Here is a 24,380-nt window from a genome sequence, read left to right as displayed (position 1 = left end):
GCGGGCTCCTTCACTTCATGAAACCAGTCGAGAGACCGGGGATGGCCGCGACCAGCACGGTGCCTACCAGCAAGGCCGCGATGTAGCCGAGGATGGGACGCATGCCAGCGCTCGGGCTGACGCGGCTGATGGCGCAGGCGGCGTAGTAGCCGACGCCGAACGGCGGCGCGAACAGGCCAATTCCCATCGCCAGCACGACCACCATCGAGTAGTGGACGTCGTGGACGCCGAACTGCCGCGCGATCGGGAACAGCAGCGGCCCGAAGACCACGATGGCCGGAATGCCCTCCAGCACGCTGCCCAGCACCACGAAGGCCAGGATGGACACGGCGAGGAAGCCGGCAGTGCCTCCCGGCAGCTGCGACATCGCCTCGGCAAGCTGGCGTGAGAATCCCGATTGCGTCAGGGCCCAGGCCATGCCCGTGGCCGTGCCGATGATCAGCAGGATCGCGCCCGACAACGCGGCAGTGTCGACCAGTGCCGGCCAGATCTTGCGGACATCGAGCTGCCGATAGAGCACCGCGCCGGCGATCAGGGCATAGACGATGCCGATGGTGGAGACCTCGGTGGCCGTCGCCACGCCTTCCACGACCGCCGCCCGGATGATGAAAGGCAAGGCCAGTGCCGGCGCCGCCACCGCAAGCGTGCGCAAGATCTGCCGGCCGCTGGCGCGCTCGCCGACGGCCAGGTCCAGCCGGCGGTTGCGCCACCAGACAACGGCACATAGCAGCAGGGCGAGCACCAGGGCCGGCACCAGACCGCCCGAGAACAGCGCCGCGATCGAGATGCCGGTGACCGACCCGATGGTGATCAGCACGATGCTCGGCGGGATGGTCTCGGTCTGCGCGCCGGTCGCAGCCAGCAAGGCCACCATCTCGCCATCGTCGACGCCACGCTTGCGCATCTCGGGGAACAGCACCGGTGCGATGGCCGCCATGTCCGCCGCCTTTGATCCCGAGATGCCGGAGACGAGGTACATGCCGCCGACCAGGACATAGGACAGGCCGCCACGCACATGGCCCAGCAACGAGGCCAGGAAATGCACCATTGCCTTGGCCATGCCCGTCAGTTCCAGCACGACACCGAGGAAGATGAACAGCGGCACCGCGAGCAGCACCAGGTGCGACATGCCCTCGTCCATTCGTCCGACGATGACGATGGTCGGCTTGCTCGTGGCCAAGGCGATGTAGCCGAAGGTCGCGAGTCCGAAGGCAAAGCCGATCGGCACGCCGGCCAGCACCAGCAGCGCCACGATGAAGACGAAGAAGATCAGCAGGTTGAAGTTGCCGAGATCCTGGAACCAGGGCGCGAGCAGGCGCAGGCCGCCCGCGACGACCACCGCCAGCAGGCCGGCCAGCGCCAGCCGTCGCCAGTCGGTGACCTCGGCGAGCTTCAGGATGGCCGCCAACCCCATCAGGGCCACGCCGACCGGCAAGGCTGCCGCACGCCACGCGTTGGAGATGCCCATCGACGGCGTGGTCACGATCGCCTCCTCGGATGCGAACTCGTAGGACGGATGGGCGATCAACAGCAGGAAGACGCCGGCCGCCACAACACCGAACAGGTCCAGGAAGGCGCGTGTCTCGACCGATGCCATGTCGACCAGTGCCGTCATGCGCATGTGGGCCGAACGGCGGAAGGCGATCACGGCGCCCAGCATCGCCAGCCACAGGAAGAGCATCGCGGCCAGTTCGTCGGACCAGGTCAGCGGCTGATGCAGCGCATATCGGCTGACAACGCCGGAGAAGAGCACCACGATCTCGGTCAGCACCAGCAAGGCAGCAGGCACCTCGGTGATCAGCCCCAGGATGCGGTCGGCGTGTTGGACGCCACGGCGCCAGGCCGTGTCCGGCGATGGGGAGGACCGCGAACGATCAGGGCTCGAATGGGGATCCACGTGCGGGCTCCAGTGGCGGATCGGTGCACACGCGTGGTCGGCACGCGCGGCACGAGGGAGGAATGACAGGTCGAAGGGGCTGGCCGACCCGGGCGGATGACCAGCCCTGCGCGCGTCGGTCAGGCCAGCTTGCCGCTGTACTTCTCGAGCAGCGCCCACGCCTCGGGCCCGAACTTCTTCTGCCACTCGACGTAGAAGCCCGACTTCGACAGCACCTCGCGGAACGGGCGCACGTCGACCTTGTTGAACTGCATGCCCAGGCCCTTGAGCTTGGTCTCCAACGAGGCCGTCAAGGCATCGTGCGCGGCACGCTGCTTGAGCGCATGGGCCTCGAAGATGCGGGAGGCCAGCGCGCGCAGGTCATCCGGCAGCGCGTTCCAGTTGCGCTTGTTGCCCACCAGCGTGAAGCAGTCCCACATGTGCGAGGTGTAGGAACAGTACTTCTGCACCTCGTAGAGCTTGGTCGCATCGATGGTCGGCAGCGAGTTCTCCTGGCCGTCGACGACCTTGGTCTGCAGGGCGGTGTAGAGCTCGCCGATTGGCACGGTGGCCGGGGAGGCATCCAGACCCTTGAACAGCGAGGTCAGGATCTGGCTGGCCGGCACGCGGATCTTCAGGCCCGCCAGGTCCTTGGGCTCGACGATGGGCTTGGACGCCGTGGTGGTCTGGCGGAAGCCGTGGTCGAAGACCTTGCCGATCGGCACCAGATTGATCTTGTCGAAGGCCCCGCGAATATGGGCGCCCAGGTCACCGTCCATCGCCTTCCAGACCGTGGCGTAGTCGGGGAATGCGAAGGCGATCGTGTTGATCGAGGTCACGGGCACGAGGTTGCCCCAGATCGTCCCGGCGGTGCAGACGAAGTCGATGGCGCCGGAGCGGACCTGAGAGACCGTGTCGGTGTCGCTGCCGAGCTGGCCATTCGGGTAGACCTCGATCGTGAGGCGGCCGCCCGATTCCTTGCCGATGTCGGCGCAGGCCGCCTTCAACGCTGCGCTGGTCGGATGGGTCTCGGGCAAGGAGATCGCGATCTTCAGGTTGAACTTGCCGGACTGGGCCATGACGGCGCCCGGGACGAGGGCGCTTGCGGCCACGGCAGCGAACTGGCGCAGGGCTGCGCGACGACCCGACCCGATGGGGCCGGCGATCAGGTTCTGCTCTTCTTGCATGTCATGTCTCCTGGGTTCTGGTCGTCGATCAGCGGTTGAACACGCCGGGCTGGTGGACCTCGATGACGTGGCCGTCGGGGTCATGCAGAAAGACCTGGTGCCAGCCGGGAATCGCCCAGCAGCCGTAGTCCGAATAGCGGATGCCGAGCTGGTCGCACTTGCGCATGAAGCCCTGGATGTCATCGGTGCGGAAGCAGAAGTGGCCGTGACCCATCGGGTTGACGAACTGCTTCATCTTGAAGCCGGTGTTGAGGTCGCGCTCGGACCAGTGGAACTCGATGGCGCCATCGGTCAGGAAGTCAACGTTGCCGGTGTAGGCGCGGTCCTCGCGAATGCCGCTCACCACGGTGTGTTCCTTGTCGTTGATCGTGCCGAGCTCGAACAGCGTCTTGTAGAACTGGGTCAACCGGGGCAGGTTGTCCGTGCAGATGTTCATGTGGTGGAACTTGAAGTTCATGCCGATCCTTGGTGAGTGGAAAGAAGCCGCGACGGGCCGGGCGCAGACAGTCGTCGAGGGGCATCTGCTGGGCAGCAGTTTTGCATCCATGAACTTTTCCATGCACCAGTGAAAACCATTAGCTCATGACTTTGACGGATTCGGCCAATTTCACCGAGACTCTTCTTCACCAACAAATACTCGTCTTCATTGATGATCCAAGAACGGCCATGATCGACGCCTCCATCCCGAATCCTGTTGCGAGCGACATCCCCTCGGTGAAACGCACCGAGGCCTGCTCGCTGGCCAGCGCCCGGCGGGTCGCGGCCATGCTGGACATCGATCCGGACGAGGTGGCCGCCAGCCAGCCCCTGCCGCGTGGCTGGCACTTTTTCCTGCTGGCCGCCGACACACGCCGCTCCGCGCTGCGCCGCGACGGTTTTCCGGGCCTCGGCGTGCCCATGCCCGACTTCGGTCTGCCCCGCCTGATGCTGGGTGGCCGGACCGTCGCCCTTCTCGACGACATCCGGATCGGCGAAACCGTGACCCGGCACAGCAGCGTGCGAAACGTCGCCCACAAGTCGACGGCATCGGGGCCGATGGCGGTGGTGACGCTGGCGCATGAACTGCACCGTGATGGCCAGGCGCAGCCGGCGCTGGTCGAGACGCAGACCTACCTGCTGTTGCCGGCCCGATTGGCGGGGTCGTCGCCTGCGGCTGAAGCTCCGGCCGTGATCGCCCCGGTGCAGGCTGCCCATCACAGGACCGTCACGCCCGACGACACACTGCTGTTCCAGTACTCGGCGCTGGGCTTCAACTCGCACCGCATCCACGTCGATCGCGAACATGCCCGGCAGGTCGAAGGCTTTCCCGACCTGGTGGTCAATGGCGGCCTGTCGACCCTGCTGCTCACGGAGTTCCTGCGACGCGATCTCGGGGCCGTGGCCCGCACCCTGAAGGCCCGTCACGTGACACCGCTGTACTGCAACCGGCCGGTGACGCTGTGCGCCGACCCGGTCGAAGGCGGCTGGCGGCTGCGGGCCCTTGACGACCAGCATCGCCTGGCCGTCGAACTGGAGGTGACGGTCTGATGGCCTTCGAACCGCTGAAGGGTGTACGTGTCCTGGATCTGACCTCCGTGGTCGTGGGGCCCGTCTGCACCTGGCGCTTGAGCCAGTACGGCGCGGAGGTCGTGAAGCTCGAGAGCCCCGAAGGCGACCTGATGCGCGGACTGGGCGGCCAGTCGCCGACGGGCCAGCATTCGGGCACCTACCTGCACTTCAACCGCGGCAAGCGCAACGTCTGCCTGGACATCAAGAAGCCGGAGGCGCGCGAAGCGCTGGACCGCCTGATCGCCTCATCCGACGTCATCGTCGCCAACATGCGGCCACAGGCCCTGGCGCGGCTGGGCATCGATCCGGACAGCGTGCGCGCGAAACATCCGGACAAGGTCTATTGCCTGATCACCGGCTACGGCACCGACGGCCCCTACGCTGGCCAGCCGACCTATGACAGCGTCGTCCAGGGCGCCACCGGCATGGCTGGGCTGGCACTGGCCCGGGATGGCCAGCCGAGCTACGTCCCGATGCTGATCTGCGACCACGTCTCGGGCGAGATCGCGGCAGGAGCGGTGCTGGCCGCCGTGCTTCAACGACGCGCCACCGGCGAAGGCTGCAGCCTCGAGATCCCGATGTTCGAGACGATGTCGGCCTTCGTGCTGCAGGAACACCTGGCCCAGCGCAGCTTCGACCCGCCGGTGGGACCGCCCGGCGACCAGCGTCTGCTCAGCCCGCACAACCGGCCGGTGCAGACGGCCGACGGCTGGATCTCGTTCACCGTCAACACCGACCCGCAGGTGCGCGCCTTCCTGGCCGCCACCGACCGGCATGACCTGCTCGGCGACGAGCGCTTCAGCAGCGTCGCCGCCCGCGCCCGCCACGTCGCCGCATGGTTCGAGATCCGGGGCGCGGCGCTGACCCACCGCACCACCGCCGAATGGCTGGCCATCCTGCAGGCGGCCGACATCGCCGTGCAGGCCTGCCACACGCTGGACACGCTGCCGCAGGACCCGCACCTGCAGGCCGTCGGCCTGCTCGGCTGGGAAGACCACCCGACCGAGGGCCGCACCGCCACGATCCGGTCGACCGTGCGCTTTGACGGCAACTACCCGCCGCTGCGCGACCCGGCAAGGCCGCGTGGCGCGGACAACCGGTCGCTGTTGTCCGAACTGGGCTATTCCGACGATCAGATCAGCGCGCTCCAGGCATCGGGCGCCGCACGCACGCCAGGGTCAGCCCAAGGCTGAGCCGGAGAACCGACACACCACAGGAGACAGACATGGGCAAGAGACTGCAAGGCAAGGTCGCCGTCATCACCGGCGGCGGCGGGGGCATCGGCTCGGCCGCTGGCCGGATCTTCTGCGAGGAAGGCGCGCGGGTGGCCCTGGTCGACCAGAGCGAGGACGCCGTGGCCTCGGCGGTGCACGAGATCCGGCAGGCGATGCCGGATGTCGAGGTGCACGGCCTGGTGGCCGATCTCGGCGTGGAAGCCGAGGCCGATCGCGTCATCGGCGAGGTGGTCGCGCGTTTCGGCGGCATCGACGTGCTGGTCAACAACGTCGGCATCCGCCGCTACGAGGCGGTGGCCGATGCGCCGTGGGAGACCTGGGACGCGATCGTCCGCGTCAACCTGCTGAGCTTCGTGTCGATGACCCGCGCCGCCCTGCCCTACCTGCGCCGCTCCGGCCGGGGCAGCATCGTCAACACCTCTTCGACCTACGCGGTCTACGGCCGCAAGGGCATGGGTGCCTACGACGCCACCAAGGCCGGCGTGCTGGCCCTGACCCGCACGCTCGCCTTCGAGGAAGGCGAACACGGGGTGCGCGCCAACGCGATCTGCCCAGGCTTCACGCGCACGCCCTTCCACGTCCAGCGCCTCGGCGCGAAGGTGGTCGACGACCTGGTGCCGCCCTGCGTCATGAAGCGCTGGGCCGACCCGTCCGAGATGGCCTACCCGATGCTCTGGCTGGCTTCCGACGAGGCGTCCTACGTCACCGGCGCGACCTTGATGATCGACGGCGGCCTGCCGGCCTGAGGTGTTCCGGCACCAAGATAATGGCGCCTGAGACAAGGTGCCCGCCGCTCTGGCGGGCGCGCGCAAGGCTGGAGCGGATCGATGAACGTGGACAAGAACGAAACGACACCGGTGGTCGATGCCGAGAGCCGGTCCTACTCGGCGCCGGCGCTTGAGAAGGGTCTCGATATCCTGGAGACCCTCTGCCGCAGCGAGCACCCGATGACCCAGAAGGACATCGCGAACGTGCTGGGACGCAGCGTGGGCGAGATCTACCGGATGATGGCCTGCCTCGTGAACCGGAACTACGTGACGCTGGTCGACGAGAACAGCTACGGCATCACCACCAAGCTCTTCGAGCTGTCGCACGTCAACCCGCCGACTCACCGGCTGCTGTTCGAGGCCGCACCGGTGATGCAGCGCCTGGCTGGCGAGCTCGACCAGTCCTGCCACCTGACCGTCTACGGCCAGGGCAAGCAGGTGGTGCTGAGCAAGGTCGACACGCCCAGCGGCATGGGCTTCTCGGTGCGCGCGGGTGCCGAACTCGACGTGCTGATCTCCGCCTCCGGCCGCGTCCTGCTGGCCTTCCAGGACGACGAGACCCGCAAGCTGCGCATCGAGGAGTCGCTGCAGCGCCGACCCGAGCAGGCCGACCCGCAGATCGACAGCATCCTCGAGAAGATCCGCGTCGCCGGCTACGAGTCCATTCCGAGCGTGCAGGTGCGCGGCCTGTGGGCCGTCAGCTTCCCGGTCCTGGACACCCAGGGCCGCGCCATCGCGGCCTTGACGGTGCCCTACGCCGAACGGATCGACCAGACCCAGCGCAAGTCCATCCCCGAGGTGACCGAAGCCCTCGGAGCGGCGGCGCGCAACCTGTCCAGCCGGGTCGGCGGCATGGTGTCGGCGAGTGCGCTGGAGCCGGGTGAGCGGGACAGCACGACGCGGAAGGCCAGTCGCAACGGGCATCGTTGACGTGCGATGCAAGGGCTCGCCCCGATCGCGGCCAGACGACTCGACAGGCATCGTGCAAGGCGAGGAGGAAATCCGATGTCAGACCGAGCCGAAATCGACGCCGGGCGCGATGCGATCTGTGCGCCGTCCGACGTCGCTCGACGCGCGTCCGGTGAGCCCGAGTTCGTGCTGCCGCCCCACTGGGCCGGACTGCCTCTGGCCGTCTTTCCGATTCCCACCGACTCGGAGCGTGGTCCTGCCCATGTCCGCGCACCCCTCGTCCTGATGGCATTGCGTGGCAAGGGTCGGCGCTGGTACCACTTCGGCGCGCGCACGGTGGAGTTGTCCACCCAGCCGGGCATGCTTGAACTGTATGGCCGAGATTTCCAGCGCAGTGGTGCGCGCTGGCTCGGCGAGCCCGGCAAGACGGTCGGGGTTCACCTGTCGCCCGATCTGGTGAAGTCCCTCGCGCCGGAGTCGTCGTCATTCGACCTCAGGACGACCCACGAAGTCTTCGATCCGAAGCTTCAATGGCTGGTTCAAGAGCTTCTGGAAGAAGCTGAACGTGGCGCCCCGAACGGCTCGCTCTACGCTCAAGGCCTGTCCTGTTCGCTGCTGGGCCGACTCGCGGCGCACTACGGCGCGCCGATCGAGGTCGCACCGCCGGGACAGCTCTGCCGGGCGGATCGGGAGCGTGTCATTGAACACATCGATGCCCATCTCGGTGCGGACCTGAGCATCGAGGCACTGGCCCGTGAGGTCGATCTCAGTCCTCACCACTTTGCCCAATGCTTCAAGGCATCGATGGGGAGGACGCCTCACCGCTACGTCCTGGAGAGGCGGCTCGATCGCGCCCGGACGCTGCTCAAGACGACCACGACGCCGATCTCCGAGCTGGCGCTCGCGCTCGGCTTCTCGAGCCAGTCTCACTTCACGCAGGTGTTCCGTGCCCACTGTGGCGTCACGCCTGCAGTTGCGAGAAAGACCTGAGCACCCGCCCCCCGCTTTTCGACAGGCGCCCCCGTTTCCTGAAAGACCTCGGATACCCGTCTGCCTAACCTCATGGCGAGGTCGCGTCACCCGACCGACCGACTCAAGACGCCAGGAGACCAGACAGATGCATTCCCGGAATTCCCGCTCCCCCCTGTTGGCTGCAGTGAGCATGGCCACGCTGACGCTTGCGGGCTGCGGTGGTGGCAGTGCCCCCGCAGCGACACCCACACCCACGCCCACGGCCACGGCACAGGCCTGCGACGACGGCCTGAAGACCTCGTTCGCGCCAGACGCCAACACCACCGTGCTGTTGGTCAAGTCCTACAACGCCGGTGATTCACTGGCCCTGCCGGGCACGCCTGCATCGCCTACGCCGCCGGTGCTGAGCTCGGGCATGTGCCTGGTCAAGATGGTGGTCGGCCCGGGGAACGCCGGCACCGCCGGGGCCCCATCGACTACCCGGGGCGTGGGAATCGAGGTCTGGCTTCCGACGCAGTCGAACTGGAACGAACGCATCCGCGCCTTTGGCAGCGGCGGCTGGGCCGGCGGGCGGCACACCGACATCACGCGCATCGGCTACGAAGGGGCATCCTTCCAGCCGCTGCACCTGGCCGCCGTGGCCAATGGATACGCCGTCGTGGTGTCCGATCACGGCAAGACCACGGCACCCTATGGCGGCGGCGCCAACGCGTCGTTCCTGATGAACCCGGACGGATCGATCAACCAGGTCTCGTGGCAGGACTTCTCCGAACGCGCCATTCACGAGATGGCCGAGAAGTCGAAGGCCCTGGTCAAGCTGTACTACGCACGAAGCCACAAGTTCGCCTACTGGGACGGTTTCTCGACGGGCGGGCGACAAGGCTTCAAGTCGGCCCAGAAGTTTCCCGGCGACTTCGACGGCATCCTGGCCGGCGCGCCCGCCTTCAACTGGACCAACTTCATCACCAGCGAGATGTACCCGCAGACCGTGATGTGGCGCGATCTGGGCGGTGTCATCGCATCGAGCAAGCTCAATGCCGTCAGTGCATCGGCGACCGCCGCCTGTGACGCAGCCGGACTGGGCTTCATCCTGAATCCCGCATCCTGCCGCTACGACCCGACACAGGACGCCGCAGCGCTCTGCACGACGGCCACCACGTCGGGCGGAACACCAGGCAGCAACGCCGACACCACGAAGTGCCTGAGCCTTGCAGAGGCTCAGGCCGTCAACAAGATCTGGTACGGCCAGACGCAGGACGGCAGTGCACCTGACCCCTTCGTCGACAACGGCAGCGGCACGACCCAGGGCTTCAAGCAACTGTGGTGGGGCTTGACCCGCGGGACGAGCCTCACGAGTCTGGCGGGCACCAACCCGTTCCCGATCTCGTCGGACAACGTGGCGCTGATCCTGCAATCGCCACAGTTCGCGCAGACTGCCCCCGCAACCTTCGTCAATGCAACAGCTGCTCCGGCCGACCGCTGGAGAACCCTGTCCTACGCCGACCTGGCCAACGTGAACGCACTCGGAGTCGGCCTGCAACCATGGTTCAGCAACATCAACACCGACAACCCGAATCTCGCTGCATTCCGCGACAAGGGCGGCAAGATCCTCACCTATCACGGCCTGGCCGATGAGTTGATCACGCCGCAAGGCTCGGTGAACTACTACGCGCGGGTCGAGGCCACGATGGGTGGCAATGCAGAGGTGCAGAAGTTCAATCGCTTGTTCCTGATCCCCGGCATGGGTCACAACACGATCTTCAAGGTCAGTGCGCTGGATCCCGCCACAGGCGCCATCACCGCGACCAGCAAGGTTCCGTTGCCTGCCCTGCCCATCAATGGCGGCACCAACGACCAGCTGTTCTCGGCCCTGCGCAACTGGGTCGAGAATGCGACGCCGCCCAGCCGGATGGACATCAGCTCGTCGGATGCGTCCGTCAGCCTGCCCATCTGCGCGTACCCGAAGCGGGCCGTCTATGGCGGCACCGGCTCGGTCAGGTCGGCGGCCAGCTACACCTGCAATTGAGTGCCTTCTGAGACCATGGCCGGCGTCGCCAGCGGGCACGTCCGGTCATGAAGGACGAGATGCCTGAGGTCATTCGAGCCCTGACGTGCGCGGTGCTGTTCGCCTTCTCGACCCTCGTGTCAGGCGAACCAGCACCGCCGCGCCAGATCAAGTTCGCGATGCAGGGGGCGGCCGGCAGCGCCCAGCACGATGCCGGATTGCGGTTTGCGGACATCGTCAGGGCTCGCAGCCAGGGTCGGCTCGAGATCAGCCTGCATGGCGCAGGGCAGCTCGGACACGACCTGGCCGTCGTTTCCGCCGTGCGCGGCGGGACGATCGAGATGGCCATCCTCAACACCAGCCTGCTTTCCGGTGTGGTGAGGCAGTTGGGCATCCTCGACTTTCCATTCCTGTTCTCCAGCACCGCCGAGGCCTATGCCGTCATGGACGGTCCGTTCGGCCAGAAGCTGCACGACATGCTGGCGCCCCGGGGCCTGGTCGGCCTCTGTTACTGGGGTGTCGGCGTTCGCCACTTCCACAGCGGCAAGCGCCCCATCGTCAGGCTGGATGATCTGCAGGGCATGAAGATCCGTGTCGTCGAGACGCCTGTCTACGTTGACTTCATGTCGGCACTTGGCGCCCAACCCGTTCCCCTGCCCTTCACCGAGCTCTATGCCGCCCTGGAAAGCGGAGCGGTTGACGGTGGCACCCAGCAGGTTTCCACCTTGCTCAGCGCCCGGCTGCATGAGGTCCAGAACTTCGTCACGCTGACCGGACACATCGCCAATCCGCAGTCGGTGATCTTCAGCAAGAAGCTCTGGGACACGCTTCCTCCCGTCGACAGGGACATCCTGCGCGAGGCCGCACTGTCGGTCCGCGCCTACGCCAGGCAAGCCCTGAGCGAGCGCGATGCCCAAGGCGTTGCCATGCTCCAGTCCCAGGGCATGCAGTTCAACGAACTCGGCAGCACGGAACTCGCCCGGATGAAGGCCCTGGCGCAGGTCGTGATCGCCCGACACACGCTGCGGATCGGACCCACGCTGGTCCGTGAACTCGAAGACGCACGGCAAGCCGTCCGGCGCGCCAGGTAAGACCGCCCACGCGGCGGCCCCGGCGCGCCCCTCGCGATTCTCCGGATCAACTCCTAGGGTTAACACCGTTCACATTGATCAGTGGCCTCTCTAACATGAGAATGTTAACGATAACATTCTAACTACCCAATCAGGTTGGCGCATCGATGCCGACCGTCTTTTCTCGTCTGAACATTGAAAGTACGTATGGACGACTACGCCAGCCGGCAACGACAGCCGACCAAGCACCTGATCGGTCTTGGACTGGTGGTGGTATTGCACGTGGCATTGCTCTGGGCCATCAATTCCGGATTGGCGCGAGCTTTTGTCAAGAAAATCAAGGGCCCGGTCGAAGCCGTGATGCTGGAAGAGGCGAAGCCGGATATTCCCCTGCCGCCGCCGCCTCCTCCGCCCCCGCCACCCAAGAACGCGCCGCCACCGCCGCCGCCGCCGGCCTACGTGCCGCCGGTCGAGGTGCAGGTCACCCAGGCGCCGGCCGCCAATGCCATCGCGGCTGTCACCAGTGCGCCACCCAAGGTGGAGGCACCGCCTCCGCCGCCACCTCCCCCGGCGCCCGCGCCCCCGCCGCCGCCGCCTGCGCCTGCCCCGCCACCGGCCGAACCGGTGCGCACCCCGGCGGTGGCCAATGCTTCCGGATGCGAGAAACCGGAATATCCGAGCGCATCCCGGCGACTGGAGGAAGAAGGCACCGTGAGCCTCCGATTCCTGGTGGGCGTCGACGGCAAGGTGGTTCAGGCGGAAATCGAGAAGAGTTCCGGCTTCAAACGGCTGGATGAGGCCGCCCGCATCGGGTTGTCACGTTGCCATTTCAAACCGGCGACGGTCGATGGTAAACCCGAACAGGGTTGGGCGAGCCTGAAATACACCTGGCGACTGGAATAAGCCGGTCTCCGTCGAATCCTGCAGATCCATACCCGCCAAGAATTTCGTTCAATCACGAATGGAGCAACCGATCATGAACTTCAAGAATATGTCCCGCATGTCCGCCAAATGGCTGGCCCTCATGCTGTCGAGCGTCGCCGCCTTTGCCGTTCAGGCCAATGAAGCGGCTGGCGCAGCGGTCGCAGGCGCCGCCGAAGAGAACCCCTACGGCCTCAGCGCGCTCTGGGCCCAGGGCGACTTCGTGGCCAAGGGCACGCTGCTGATCCTGGTGCTGATGAGCATGGGATCCTGGTACGTGATCTTCACGAAGCTGGCCGAGCAGGCCAAGCTCAATCGTCAGGCCGCCGCGACCCGCAAGACCTTCTGGGAGGCCCAGACCGTCGAGCTTGGCAAGGACACCCTGGCGACCGGCAGCGCCTTCCGCTACATCGCCGAGAAGGGCCTGGAGGGTGCCTCCAAGCACACCGGCCTGCTGGGAGCGGTCGACTTCAACGAATGGGTGACGATGAGCATCCAGCGCGCCATCAACAACGTCCAGAGCCGCATGCAGGACGGCCTGGCCGTGCTGGCCACCGTCGGCTCGACGGCACCGTTCGTCGGCCTTTTCGGCACGGTCTGGGGCATCTACCACGCGCTCGTGAAGATCGGCATGTCCGGTCAGGCGTCGATCGACAAGGTCGCCGGCCCCGTCGGCGAGGCGCTGATCATGACCGCCATCGGCTTGGCCGTCGCCGTGCCGGCGGTGCTGGGCTACAACTGGCTCGTGCGTCGCAACAAGGCCGTGATGGAAGAGGTCAACGCCTTCGGTTCCGACCTGCACGCCGTCCTGCTGGGTCAGGCCAAGAAGTAAGCACCTCACGTCCAGGCGCCGCCTCCAAGCGGTGCCTGTTCGCGCGCGCCCACTGGGGAACACAAGATGGCAATGAACCTCGGCCAAGCCGATGACGAGATCATCGGCACGATCAACACGACGCCGCTGGTGGACGTCATGCTGGTCCTCCTGATCATCTTCCTGATCACCATTCCCGTCGTGACGACCTCGGTCAAGGTCGACCTGCCGAAGGAACGCAACACGGTGCGGGAGACCAAGCCCGAGAACGTGATCGTCTCGGTCGACAGCCGGGGCGGGATCTTCCTGTACGACACGCCGATCCGCAACGGCAATGAACTGCAGGAACGGATGAAGAAGTTCGCTGCCATGAAGCCGCAACCGGAAGTCCAGATCCGCGGCGACCTCAACAGCGACTTCGAGTCGGTCGGACGCGTGATGTACGCGATCCAGCGCACCGGCATCGTCAAGGTCAGCTTCATCACCGAACCGAATTGAAGGCACGCACATGGCCATGAACCTGGGTAGTTCGTCGGACGGTGATCTGGAGGTCATCGCCGACATGAACACGACGCCGCTGATCGACGTGATGCTCGTGCTGTTGATCATGCTGATCATCACGATCCCGGCGCAGCTGCACGCCGTCAACCTCGACATCCCTCTGCCCACCAATGCGCCGAAGACGGTCGAGCCGATCGTCGTGCGCATCGATGTCGACGAGACGAGCGCGATCTTCTGGAATGGCGAGCAAGTGCCAGACCGGAACGCTCTCGAGCTGAAGTTGGCCGAATCGGCACGCATGCAACCGCAACCCGAGCTGCACATCCGCTCCAAGGGCAAGGCGAAGTACGAAGCGGTGGCCACGGTGCTGGCCTCGGCCCAGCGCAACGGCCTGAACAAGCTCGGCATCGTCGGTACCGAACTGTTCGCGAACTGACGCCCCCATCGGCCCCGTCGATACCCCACACCGAACAGCATGAAGTCCGCTCGCGCGTCCCTGCAGCTTCTGGCCCTGTTGGCCGCCCTCCTGGCCACCACAGCGGCGCCGGCACAAACGGCCCTGCGGGCCGAGGTCGCCAAGCCGCTGCAGGCCGCCCAGGAATTGATCAAGTCCGGCAACCCGGCGGGTGCGCTGGCGCAGGCCGTGAACGCACGCTCGATCGCCAACCTGAGTGCCTCGGAGCGCATCACGGTCGAACGCGTTGCCGCGACGGCGGCCCTGCACGCCAAGGACAACGCCAGCGCCATCGAGGCCCTTGCCTACCTGAGCGGCGAGGCCTCCGTGCAACCGGCCGAAAGGCTGACGTTCCAGGAGATCCTCATCGGCCTGCAGCGCGCGCAAGGTGACCTGCCAGGCCTGTCGCGCACCGCCAGGCTGTACCTCGATCAGGGCGGTGCGAAGGCGGGCATCCGGGCGCTCTACCTGCAGTCGCTGTCGGCCCAGAAACGCCACGCGGACATCGTCGACTACCTCAGGCCCCTGCTGGCCGATGACCGTCAGTCGACGCTGACCGAACCCGAGGTCACCGCCCTGGCGCTGGCCCAGCAGGCATTGGGCAACGATGCCGGCTACTACGACGCGCTCAAGCGCCTGGTCGCTGTCGCACCGACCAACCCGGACTATTGGCGCGAGGTGCTCGCACAGCTGAGGGAAAGGCCCGGCTTCGATCCGCGTCATGAACTTGACGTGGTCCGGCTCATGGCGCATCGCCGGCTGCTCAGCGGTGCCGATGCGCATCTGCAGCACGCCCAGCTCGCGTTGAAGGCCGGTTATCCGCTGGAGGCCGCACGTGTCCTCGAAGCCGGTGAAGCCGCCCAGGCTTTCGTCTCTGCCGCCGATCGGCAGAGCCTCGCCAAGCTGCGTCTGACGGTTCAGAAGAAGGTGGCAGAGGACGCCCCGCAGATCAAGGCGCTGGAAGCAGCGACGACGGCGCCGCAGCATGCCGAACTGGCGGAGATCCTCGCGTCGAAGGGCGATCACGCCAGCGCCATTGCCCTGTATCGACAAGCGCTTCAAGGCACCGGCCTGCGCCGAGAGGACGAGTTGCGCCTGCACCTGCTCGTGTCGCTCGAACTGGCCGGCCGACGGCAGGAGGCACGGGAGATTCTTTCGTCCCTCAAGCCCGGCAGCACCGCACGTGAACTCGGGGTCCTCTGGACCGCGCCGAACTGAACCCCACGACACCACGCACGACACCACGCACGGGACCCCGCATGGACTTCACCGCCACGAACGTCGACAACCCGCATCCGGACCTCGTCGAGATCCCTCTGGGCGACGTGCCCGATGCTGCGGCCGATCAGTGGACCGAATTCAATGGCGACCGCGTGGTGCGAAATGTCCGGCAAGGCACGCTGACCGCGTTCCATCCGCCGGCTGGTGTCATCGCGCGAGGCGAGGCCGTCATCGTGGCGCCCGGTGGCGGCATGCTCGTGCTGGCGATGGCGCATGAAGGCTTCGATGTGGCGCGCCACCTCGCGAACCTGGGCTACACGGCCTATGTCCTGAAGTACCGGGTACAGCCAACACCACCGGAGGCCGACAGATTCGCGCAGGCCTGCCAGGCCTTCTATCAGGACAAGATGTCGCGCGGCTTTGGCAAGGCAGAGGCCCATCTCGAGACCGCACCGGCTGTCGACAACCTGATCTCGGCGGTCGACTGGATCCGCCAGCACGAGTCACCGGCCACGGGCAAGGTCCACGTTGTCGGCTTCTCGGCCGGCGCCAAGGTCTGCATCGATGCACTCGACCGGTTCGGCACGCGCCCGCCGCTGGCCTCGGCCGGCCTGATCTATTTCAGCCTCGACGATCCGCCATTGAACGGCTCGCACCTGCCGCCGCTGTTCACGGTGCTGGCCAACGACGACCCGCTGTTCGCGCGCGGTGGATTCGGCCTGCTGCAGACGTGGCGTGACGCCGATCGGCCGCTCGAGTTCCACCTCTTCAAGGCGGGCGGCCACGGCTTCGGCAACCGCCGGCAGGGCACGACCTCCGACCAATGGCTGACCTTGTACGAAGCCTGGCTCGATTCCGGCATCTGAACCTTGGATACCCCTGTGAACATGAGCACCACTCCCGGCATGAACGAACACAACGACGGTCGCGCCACCCTGCGCTACGTGAAGGCCGGCCATGGCGACGAGACGCTGTTGCTGGTCCACGGATTGGGTTGCTCGTCAACGGAGTGGTCCGAGAACATCGAGCCCCTGTCGCGCCGGATGACGGTGATCGCGGTCGACCTGATCGGCTTCGGCAGCAGCGACAAGCCCACCGACTTCGACTACACCGCCCGCAGCCAGGCCCGCCGACTGCTTGCCTTGATGGACGCACTGGGCGTCGACGGCTTTCACGTCGCGGGCAACTCGTTCGGCGGCAAGGTCGCGATCGAGATGACCGACCTGGCCGCACACCGGATCAGATCGCTCACACTGGTCGACTCGGCCGGCGCCGGTCGCGAGGCGCCCAAGCCGATGCGCCTGAGCACCCTGCCCCTGCTGTGGCGCTTCATGCGCCAGCCGAGCTACGACGAGTTCAAGCAAGGGTGGCAGGCCGCGTTCCACGACCCGAAGAAGCTCACCGAAGCACGCGTGCAGCAGAAGTTCTTCGACGCCCAACCGCTGCAGGCGCAGCGCAGTCACCGCCAGACGGTCGTCGCCATGATGAACGTCTGGGGTTTTCGCCAGCATGATCTGGAAGCCCTGGAAAGGATGACCCGGGCGATCCGCTGCCGGACCTTGATTGTCTGGGGCCGACAAGACCTGTTCCTGCCGGTGAGCCATGCCGAAATCTTCAAGGCGCGCATTCCGGGCGCCACGTTGGAGATCTTCGAGGAATGCGGGCACGCACCGCAGATCGAGCGGCCCGAACTTTTCAACCCGCTGCTGGAAAAGTTCATTTTTGCCAATTGAAGCCCTGAGGCACCGTTTTGACCGCGGCCGTGCGAGACGGCCACAAACTCAGCGGTCTCGCCCGGGATAACACCAATGTCAGGCATCTTCCGGTGTCCTAGCATCTCGAAATGTTATCGTTAACACGAAGTGTTGGCGGAACATGCCACGAATACTTTCCGACCCCATGGAGACAACGATGATGATTTTCCAGAAGCGACCGTTGGTGGTCGCGGTGCTGGGCGCTTTGGCAGCCCAGGCGTCCTTCGTCGCCAATGCCCAGAGCAATGACGCGGCAGGCCAGGACGCCGAAGTCGTGGTGACCGCCAACAAGGTCACCCAATCTGCCCTGAAAGTGGGCGCATCGCTGTCGGCGGTGAGTTCGGACGACATCCGTGAAAAGGGTGTGTCCGACGCCAAGGCGCTGACCGACCTGATGCCCAACACGCAGATCAGCCAGGCCGGCAACAGCAGCGTGGTGGTCAACATCCGCGGCATCGAGAACACCAACACCACGGCGCTGGGCGAGCCGGCAGCGGCCTTCCACATCGACGGCATCTACCTCGGTCGCATGTCGGGCGCGGGCTCCGCGTTCTACGACATCGAGCGCGTCGAGGTGCTGCGCGGCCCGCAGGGCACGCTGTACGGCCGCAACGCCAACGCGGGCGTCGTCAACGTCATCCCCAAGGCCCCGACCAGCAAGCGCGAGGGTTTTGTCTCGGTCGACGTCGGCAATCTCGGCCAGAAACGCGTCGACGGCGCCTACAACCTGCCGGTGAACGATGCACTGGCGCTCCGCGCCGCGTTTTCGACCAACCGCCGTGATGGTTATTCGGAAACCAAGACGGCAACCAACGGTTTCACCGAGAACCAGGACAGCGTCCACACCGACTCGTTCCGGCTGCAGGGTCTGTTGAAGGTTTCGGCATCGACCAGCCTGAGCCTGTCCTACGACCAGAGCACCAACAAGACGACCGGCCCGAATTATTACAACCTGACCACCGGCGGGATCCCGACGAAACTGGTCGACTCGAATGTCCTGATCCAGGGCCGTTTCAACGACAAGACCTCCGGGATCAAGTCCGAACTGAAGTCGAATCTCGGTTTCGCGGATCTGACCTATGTCTTCGGACGTCGTGATGCGAAGAATGTCGAGGACTACAGCACCGGTCCGCTGATCCTGCTGACGAAATTCAAGTTCGAGCAGAACTCGCACGAACTGCGGTTGTCTTCGAACGACGCCAAGTCCCCGCTGCAATGGGTCACCGGTTATTTCCAATACAAGGAAACCGGCAAGGACGGCCAACTCGACGGCAATTTCCCGTTCTTCTTCTTCGGCCCCGGCGCCGGCCCGTTCGGCCCGGCACAGTGCGGCGGCTTCTCGTCGTGCTACCCCGGCCTGCAGTTCAAGGACAACCTGGTCACGAACGAATCGCACGCGCTGTTCGGCCAGGCGACCTACAGCCTGACCGAGGCTTCGCGCCTGATCGCGGGTGCACGGCAGACCACCGACAAGAAGTCCCGCGACGGCCAGCAGATGCTGTCGGGCGGCGTCAACTACGACCCGACCAATCCGGGCAACCTGGTCGTTCCGCTCTACGGCAACGCCTCGTGGAAGAGCTCGACCTACAAGCTCGGCTATGAGCTGGACCTGTCGGCCACGAAGATGTTCTACGCCAGCGTGTCGACCGGTTTCAAGGCCGGTGGCTTCAACGATGGCGACACCCGCAGCGACCCGAGCCTGATCTACGCACCTGAAGAGATCACGGCCTACGAGGCCGGCCTGAACGGGAAGTTCCTGGACAACACCCTGCAGCTGACGTCGTCGGTCTTCCACTACGACTACAGCCAGATGCAGAAGTCCGGCATCGTCAACAGCCAGATGAAGACGACCAACACCGGCAATGCGACGGTGGACGGCGTCGAGGTTTCGGCGCGCTATCGCCTCAGCAGCGCCGGCCGCATCGACACCAGCCTCGGTCTGCTGGAGGCGAAGTACAAGAACTACACGACGCCGAACGGCACCAACTACGCCGGCAAGAAGCTCGACAAGACGCCGGCCGTCACGCTCAACGTCGGCTACACGCACAACTGGAACCTGGAATCCGGCGCACGCCTGACCGGCTACCTGGGTACCAAGTACTCGGCGTCCTACGTGACGACCGACACCGGTGACATCACGGTCGCGCCGACCCAGTTCACGCAGAAGTCGTTCACGAAGTCGAGCGCGTCGCTGACCTATGGCAGCGAGGACGAATCGATGGACGTCCAGTTCTACGTCCGCAACATCGAGAACAAGTCGCAGCTGATGGGCTCGGTGGCGTTCTTCGGTTCGAACTACGGCTACATGAGCGAGCCGCGCACCTTCGGCGCGCGCGCCACGTTCCGCTTCTGATGCACCCCACGGGGCCCGGTTCGCCGGGCCCCGTTCCCTTCTGTCCCCCGGTGATCGAAACCAAGAACATGAAAGACATCCTGCGTCAGGCGCCATTCGATCTGGATGAGGAGCAGATCGCATGGGTCTGCGACACCCTGGACGGCCTGACGCTGCAACAGAAGGTCGGCCAGCTGATCAATCTCCAGATCCTGCCCGGCGACGATCACGCGATCGAGCTGATCGAACGACACCAGCTCGGCGCGTTCACCGTCATCAATTTTTCCGATCCGGACGGCTGTCGCCGCGTCATCGACGCCGGGCGCAAGGCCTGTCGGATTCCTCCGCTGGTCTGCGCCGACCTGGAAGGCGGCGTCACCAGCGGACACCTGACCACCACTTTCCCGAACCAGCTCGGCTGTGCCGCTGCGGCCTGCCTGGACACCTACGGCGAAGCATTGAGGATGCTGTCGGCCGAACTGGCCTCGCTGGGTGTGAACTGGACCTTCTCGCCGGTCCTGGACGTCAACCAGAAGTTCCAGAGCGCCGTCGTCGGCACCCGCTCCTACGGCAGCGACCCCGCCTTGATCGGCGAACTGGCGCAGCTGCACATCGAGGTGTTCCAGCAGCACGGCGTCGCTACCACGGCCAAGCACTGGCCCGGCGAAGGATTCGACGACCGCGATCAGCACCTGGTCACGACCATCAACCCGATGACGGTCGAGGAATGGACGGCGGTGTTCGAACCCCTCTATGCCCGCGCGGTCGAGGCGGGCGTGCTGTCGGTCATGTCGGCGCACATCGCATTCCCGGACTATCTGCGCCGCGTCGGCATGGACGCGATCGAGCTGTATCGACCGGCGTCCATCTCGCGCCACCTGAATCAGACGCTGCTGCGCGAGCAGCTGAAGTTCAACGGCCTGATCGTCTCGGACGCGACGCTGATGGGCGGCCTCGAGAGCTGGGGCAGCCGCCGGCAGTGGCTGCCCGAGGTGATCGAGAACGGCTGCGACATGATCCTGTTCTCCCCATCGGTCGACACCGACATCGAGACCCTGCTGGACGCCTTCCGGACCGGCGTGCTCAGCCAGAAGCGCATCGACGAGGCCTTGGTGCGCGTGCTCGGCCTGAAGGCCCGCATGAACCTGCATCGCCCTCGCCCGGAAGCGGCCGTCGACCCGTCGCTGATCGGATCGCCCGCGCACAAGGCGGTCATGGCGCGCCTGTCGGACCTGTCGCCCACCCTCGTCAAGGACGTGCACGGCACCGTGCCGCTGGACCGGCAGAAGGTCCGCAAGATCCTGATGTTCAAGGAAGAGAACGTGCACCCGCTGGGTGGTGACGAGTCGTTCCGCATCCAGCTGGACCAGTTGCTCGCAGCGGAAGGCTTCGAGGTCCATGTCTTCGATCCGACGTCGGATGACCTGGGCATCCGGCTGGAACACGACCTGATCCTCTACGTGTTCGCGCAGGAATCGCAGCTGATGAAGTCGAGGCTCTACATCGACTGGGTCCGGCTGCACGGCGGCACACTGCCCGGCATGTCCCGGGTCTGGTGGGACACGCCCACCGTCTTCATCTCCTTCGGGCATCCGTACTACCTGTACGACGCCCCGCGGGTTCCCTGCCTGATCAACGCCTACACGCCGACGCCCGACATCCAGCGGGCCGTCGTCGACAAGTTGCTCGGACGCAGCCGCTTCACCGGCAAGAGTCCGGTCGACGCGTTCTGCGGTCTGGCTGACGCGCACTTCTGAAAGATCACCATGACCACCCTCACCTCGCCCGCTACCGCCAGCCCGTCCCGGGCGTCCTGGGCGCTGATCTCCGCCATCGTGCTGGCCTACTGGGCCCTGTCGATGGCGCTGCTGACGCCGCCGATGATGACCATCGCGCTGCGGGTCGCGGAGATCGCGCCGCAGAACAAGGAGAGCACGCTGGGCCTGTTGCTGGGCATCGGCGCGATCGTGGCGATCTTCGCCAACCCCGTCGCCGGTTACTTCAGCGACCGCACCGTGACCCGCTTCGGCCGGCGCAAGACCTGGATGATCGGCGGTGGCCTGATCGGCATGTTCGGCCTGTGGCTGATCTCGGTCGGCGGGGTCAACACCATGATCGTCGGCTGGTGCCTGACCCAGCTGGGCATGAACGCCGTGGCCGCCGCGCTGATGGCGCTGCTGCCCGACCAGATCCCCGAGCAGCAGCGCGGCATGGTCAGCGGAGCGATCGGCATGTGCGTGCCGGCCGGCATCATCTCCGGCTTCGCCCTGGTCAACGCAACACAGGGCAACGCCCAGATGATGTTCGTGGCCGCGCCGGCCATCCTGCTGGTGACGATCGGCCTGCTGTGCCTGACCTACACGGACAAGGCGACCGATCCGGCCAGCGTCGCGCCCTTCAGCCTGCGCCAGATGCTGCGCGACTTCGCGTTCAACCCGGTCGCCTTCCCCGACTTCACCTGGGCCTTCCTGAGCCGGCTGTTCTTCTTCTTCGCGCTGGCGACCTTCCTGGGCTACCAGGTCTTCTTCCTGATGGACCGCCTGGGCTACACCGCCGCCGAGGTGCCGGGCATCATGGTGAAGGTCAACACGATCGCGTCGGCCATCCAGATCGCCAGCAGCTTCCTGGGCGGCTGGCTGTCCGACTTGATCCGCCGCCGCAAGGTCTTCATCTGGGCCTCGGCCGCGCTCTACGGCGTGGGCCTGATGATCATCGCCAAGGCGACCAGCTATGACGCCTTCCTGCTCGGCGCCTGCGTCATGAGCCTGTCCTTCGGGGTGTACTTCGCCGTCGACGTCGCACTGGTCACCGAAGTCCTGCCGGACGCGACGAACAACGCGGCCAAGGACCTGGGCGTGATGAACGTGGCCGGTACCCTGCCGCAGACGCTGGCGCCCGCCATCGCCCCGCTGTTCCTGTTCGCCGGCGGCCAGACGACGCCCGACTACGGCATCCTGTTCACGGCGGCAGCGGTCTACGCGGTGCTGGCGGCGCTGACGATCATCCCGATCCGAAAGGTTCGCTGATCCGGCGTGGGCGCCAGGGACGGCCGGTCGGACCGTCTATGCTGGCGCCCTTCGTTCGTCCGGCGCTCGCCGGCGGCACGCAGCACATCCCTTTCCATGCAAGAAAACAGCCCCCACAACAAGGTCACGATCAAGGATGTCGCGGAGAAGGCCGGCGTCTCGGCGATGACAGTGTCGCGCGTCATGCGCAACCAGGGAAAGATCGCACCGGAAACCCGGGCGCTGGTGCTGAAGGTCATCAGCGAACTTTCGTACGAGCCACTGTCGTCCGCCCGCAACCTCTCCGGGTCCTTCTCGCGCACGATCGGCATCGTGATCCCGAACGCGAACGACTACCGGGAATACCGCCACGGCTACGAATACGAATACGCCCTGCTGATCGGTGCCTTGAACGTCTGCAAGTCACACGACTTCGCCGTCAACATCATCGAGACGCGTGACGCGGACGACGTCAACCTGCTCGTGCGCAAGGTCCTCTCGCGCAAGGTCGGCGGCTACATCGTCCCGGCGCCTGCGTCCGAATACCTGGACCTGCTCAAGACGCTCAAGGCGCACGACCTGGCCTTCTCGGCCATCAGCGCCTTCGACACGTCCCACGCCGACCTCGCCGTTGATGCCGACGAGCGCAGCGCCACGCGGAAGCTGACGACCCGAATGCTTGACCTCGGGCACCGGCACGTCGCCTTCATCGGTGGGGCCGACCAGCATCGCGCGACGGTGGAACGCCAGGCGGGTTTCCTCGATGCGGTAGCCCTGCATCCCGACCGGGCCGCCATCCAGCATGTGGTGCACAACTGCAAGGCCTTCTTCGACGACGGTCTCGAGATGGGATTGCAGGTGCTGTCGCGTCCGGATCGTCCGACGGCCGTCCAGTGCCTGACCGACGACATCGCCGCCGGCGTGATCGCGGCCGCCACCCGGCTCGGGATCCCGCTGCCCGGCGGCCTGTCGATCGCCGGCTTCGACAATTTCGGTCTGGCACGCAAGATCACCCCGGCGCTGACGACCGCAGGCCTGCCGGCCGAAGAAATGGGCGAAGCCGCTGCGCTGCAGGTGATCGATGCGCTTGAAGGCCGAAGCCGGCGCTCGGTCCGGACGCTGGACTGCCGGATCATCCTGCGCGACTCGATCACCCGACCAGCGGGTGCCTGATTTCAGGACGCGTCGGGCTGCAGGGCCGGCGCCGCGAGCCGGAAGGCGTCCAGTTGCAGACAGGCGGCCTCGATCGCCAGCAGGCGCGGCCAGCGCGACAGGTCAACCTTGAAGCGGCGCGCGCTCTCCATCTGCGGGATCAGATAGACGTCGGCCAGCGTGGGCGTGGAGCCGCAGGAGTACGTGCCCGTCCCGTGTGAAGTCACCAGCGCCTCGTAGGCGTCGAAGCCGGCCGTGATCCAGGTGGCGCACCAGTCGTTGATCGCGGCGTCGTCGGCCTGCCAGCGCTGGCGCAGGGCCTCCAGGATGCGGCGATTGTTGATCGGGTGGATGTCGCAACCCACGACCGCCGCCAGGGCCCGCACCTGGGCCCGCGCCAAGGGATCGGCCGGCAGCAGCGCGGGCTGCGGAAAGCGTTCCTCAAGCCACTCGATGATCGCGGGCGACTGCGTCAGCACCGCCTCGCCGATGTCCAGCGCCGGCACCAGCTGCTGCGGGTTGACGGCCTTGAACGCCGCCTCCAGATGCTGCTCGCGCCGCAGGTCGACGCCGACGTGCTCGACCGTCAGGCCCTTGAGGTTCAAGGCGATGCGCAGGCGGTGCGAGGTGCCGCTGCGGAAGAATCCATAGAGCTTCACG

22 protein-coding genes are annotated in these 24,380 nt (G+C 66.0%); 18 read left to right on the top strand and 4 right to left on the bottom strand.

Annotation, left to right across the window (positions count from 1 at the left end; all coding sequences use genetic code 11):
* Window positions 1–10 precede the first annotated feature (10 nt).
* From ACWA7K_RS05155 to ACWA7K_RS05145, 3 genes are all read right to left on the bottom strand, one after another.
* Window positions 11–1,897: a TRAP transporter large permease gene (locus tag ACWA7K_RS05155; RefSeq protein ID WP_456210375.1), complete on the bottom strand. Its 1,887-nt coding sequence runs from the start codon at window positions 1,895–1,897 to the stop codon at window positions 11–13.
* A gap of 119 nt (window positions 1,898–2,016) precedes the next feature.
* Entirely contained in the window at window positions 2,017–3,063 is a 1,047-nt protein-coding gene (locus ACWA7K_RS05150; protein WP_456166301.1) for a TRAP transporter substrate-binding protein, read from the bottom strand.
* A 28-nt stretch (window positions 3,064–3,091) separates the two neighbouring features.
* A complete protein-coding gene (locus ACWA7K_RS05145) occupies window positions 3,092–3,520 on the bottom strand; it encodes a VOC family protein (RefSeq protein WP_456210373.1) in 429 nt (142 codons plus the stop codon).
* A 125-nt stretch (window positions 3,521–3,645) separates the two neighbouring features.
* On the opposite strand from ACWA7K_RS05145, the gene ACWA7K_RS05140 reads away from it, so the two are divergent.
* The 18 genes from ACWA7K_RS05140 to ACWA7K_RS05055 all read left to right on the top strand — a co-directional run bounded on the left by ACWA7K_RS05140 (window position 3,646) and on the right by ACWA7K_RS05055 (window position 23,741).
* Window positions 3,646–4,590: an FAS1-like dehydratase domain-containing protein gene (locus ACWA7K_RS05140; protein WP_456166295.1), complete on the top strand. Its 945-nt coding sequence runs from the start codon at window positions 3,646–3,648 to the stop codon at window positions 4,588–4,590.
* Complete coding sequence (locus ACWA7K_RS05135) at window positions 4,590–5,804, top strand: CaiB/BaiF CoA transferase family protein (RefSeq protein WP_456166293.1); 1,215 nt, start codon at window positions 4,590–4,592, stop codon at window positions 5,802–5,804. Before ACWA7K_RS05140 ends, ACWA7K_RS05135 begins: the two co-directional genes overlap by 1 nt.
* Window positions 5,805–5,836: 32 nt before the next feature.
* Entirely contained in the window at window positions 5,837–6,592 is a 756-nt protein-coding gene (locus ACWA7K_RS05130) for an SDR family NAD(P)-dependent oxidoreductase (protein WP_456166291.1), read from the top strand.
* Window positions 6,593–6,673: 81 nt separating this feature from the next.
* Window positions 6,674–7,543 carry an IclR family transcriptional regulator gene (locus ACWA7K_RS05125; RefSeq protein WP_456166289.1) on the top strand — a complete coding sequence of 290 codons (870 nt, stop codon included), beginning with the start codon at window positions 6,674–6,676 and terminating at the stop codon, window positions 7,541–7,543.
* Window positions 7,544–7,618: 75 nt separating this feature from the next.
* The gene (locus ACWA7K_RS05120) at window positions 7,619–8,512 is read left to right on the top strand and encodes a helix-turn-helix transcriptional regulator (protein WP_456166287.1); all 894 of its coding nucleotides are present in this window, start codon (window positions 7,619–7,621) and stop codon (window positions 8,510–8,512) included.
* Between the two features lie 412 nt (window positions 8,513–8,924).
* A complete protein-coding gene (locus ACWA7K_RS05115; RefSeq protein ID WP_456210371.1) occupies window positions 8,925–10,520 on the top strand; it encodes a tannase/feruloyl esterase family alpha/beta hydrolase in 1,596 nt (531 codons plus the stop codon).
* Between the two features lie 47 nt (window positions 10,521–10,567).
* Window positions 10,568–11,590 (top strand): TRAP transporter substrate-binding protein DctP, encoded by a 1,023-nt coding sequence (gene dctP, locus ACWA7K_RS05110; protein WP_456166283.1) that lies wholly within the window; start codon window positions 10,568–10,570, stop codon window positions 11,588–11,590.
* A gap of 186 nt (window positions 11,591–11,776) precedes the next feature.
* The gene (locus ACWA7K_RS05105; protein ID WP_456166281.1) at window positions 11,777–12,472 is read left to right on the top strand and encodes an energy transducer TonB; all 696 of its coding nucleotides are present in this window, start codon (window positions 11,777–11,779) and stop codon (window positions 12,470–12,472) included.
* Window positions 12,473–12,545: 73 nt separating this feature from the next.
* Window positions 12,546–13,322 (top strand): MotA/TolQ/ExbB proton channel family protein, encoded by a 777-nt coding sequence (locus ACWA7K_RS05100; RefSeq protein WP_456166279.1) that lies wholly within the window; start codon window positions 12,546–12,548, stop codon window positions 13,320–13,322.
* A gap of 66 nt (window positions 13,323–13,388) precedes the next feature.
* Entirely contained in the window at window positions 13,389–13,799 is a 411-nt protein-coding gene (locus ACWA7K_RS05095; RefSeq protein WP_456166277.1) for an ExbD/TolR family protein, read from the top strand.
* A 10-nt stretch (window positions 13,800–13,809) separates the two neighbouring features.
* Entirely contained in the window at window positions 13,810–14,238 is a 429-nt protein-coding gene (locus tag ACWA7K_RS05090) for an ExbD/TolR family protein (RefSeq protein WP_456166275.1), read from the top strand.
* A gap of 39 nt (window positions 14,239–14,277) precedes the next feature.
* Window positions 14,278–15,474 carry a hypothetical protein gene (locus ACWA7K_RS05085; RefSeq protein WP_456166273.1) on the top strand — a complete coding sequence of 399 codons (1,197 nt, stop codon included), beginning with the start codon at window positions 14,278–14,280 and terminating at the stop codon, window positions 15,472–15,474.
* Between the two features lie 41 nt (window positions 15,475–15,515).
* The gene (locus ACWA7K_RS05080; protein WP_456210369.1) at window positions 15,516–16,343 is read left to right on the top strand and encodes an alpha/beta hydrolase; all 828 of its coding nucleotides are present in this window, start codon (window positions 15,516–15,518) and stop codon (window positions 16,341–16,343) included.
* Window positions 16,344–16,364: 21 nt separating this feature from the next.
* On the top strand, window positions 16,365–17,210 hold the full coding sequence (locus tag ACWA7K_RS05075; RefSeq protein ID WP_456166269.1) for an alpha/beta fold hydrolase: 846 nt from the start codon (window positions 16,365–16,367) through the stop codon (window positions 17,208–17,210).
* Between the two features lie 178 nt (window positions 17,211–17,388).
* A complete protein-coding gene (locus ACWA7K_RS05070) occupies window positions 17,389–19,584 on the top strand; it encodes a TonB-dependent receptor (RefSeq protein WP_456166267.1) in 2,196 nt (731 codons plus the stop codon).
* A gap of 68 nt (window positions 19,585–19,652) precedes the next feature.
* Window positions 19,653–21,320 carry a glycoside hydrolase family 3 protein gene (locus ACWA7K_RS05065; RefSeq protein WP_456166265.1) on the top strand — a complete coding sequence of 556 codons (1,668 nt, stop codon included), beginning with the start codon at window positions 19,653–19,655 and terminating at the stop codon, window positions 21,318–21,320.
* 9 nt (window positions 21,321–21,329) lie between these two features.
* Window positions 21,330–22,589: an MFS transporter gene (locus tag ACWA7K_RS05060; protein ID WP_456166263.1), complete on the top strand. Its 1,260-nt coding sequence runs from the start codon at window positions 21,330–21,332 to the stop codon at window positions 22,587–22,589.
* A gap of 96 nt (window positions 22,590–22,685) precedes the next feature.
* Window positions 22,686–23,741, top strand: a complete 1,056-nt coding sequence (locus ACWA7K_RS05055) for a LacI family DNA-binding transcriptional regulator (protein WP_456166261.1) — start codon at window positions 22,686–22,688, stop codon at window positions 23,739–23,741.
* A 2-nt stretch (window positions 23,742–23,743) separates the two neighbouring features.
* On the opposite strand, the gene maiA is transcribed toward ACWA7K_RS05055, so the two are convergent.
* Entirely contained in the window at window positions 23,744–24,379 is a 636-nt protein-coding gene (gene maiA / locus ACWA7K_RS05050) for a maleylacetoacetate isomerase (protein WP_456166259.1), read from the bottom strand.
* Window position 24,380 lies beyond the last annotated feature (1 nt).

It is taken from the genome of Leptothrix mechoopdaensis (SeqCode), assembly GCF_053893855.1.
This window is presented reverse-complemented; position numbering and strand designations above follow the sequence as displayed.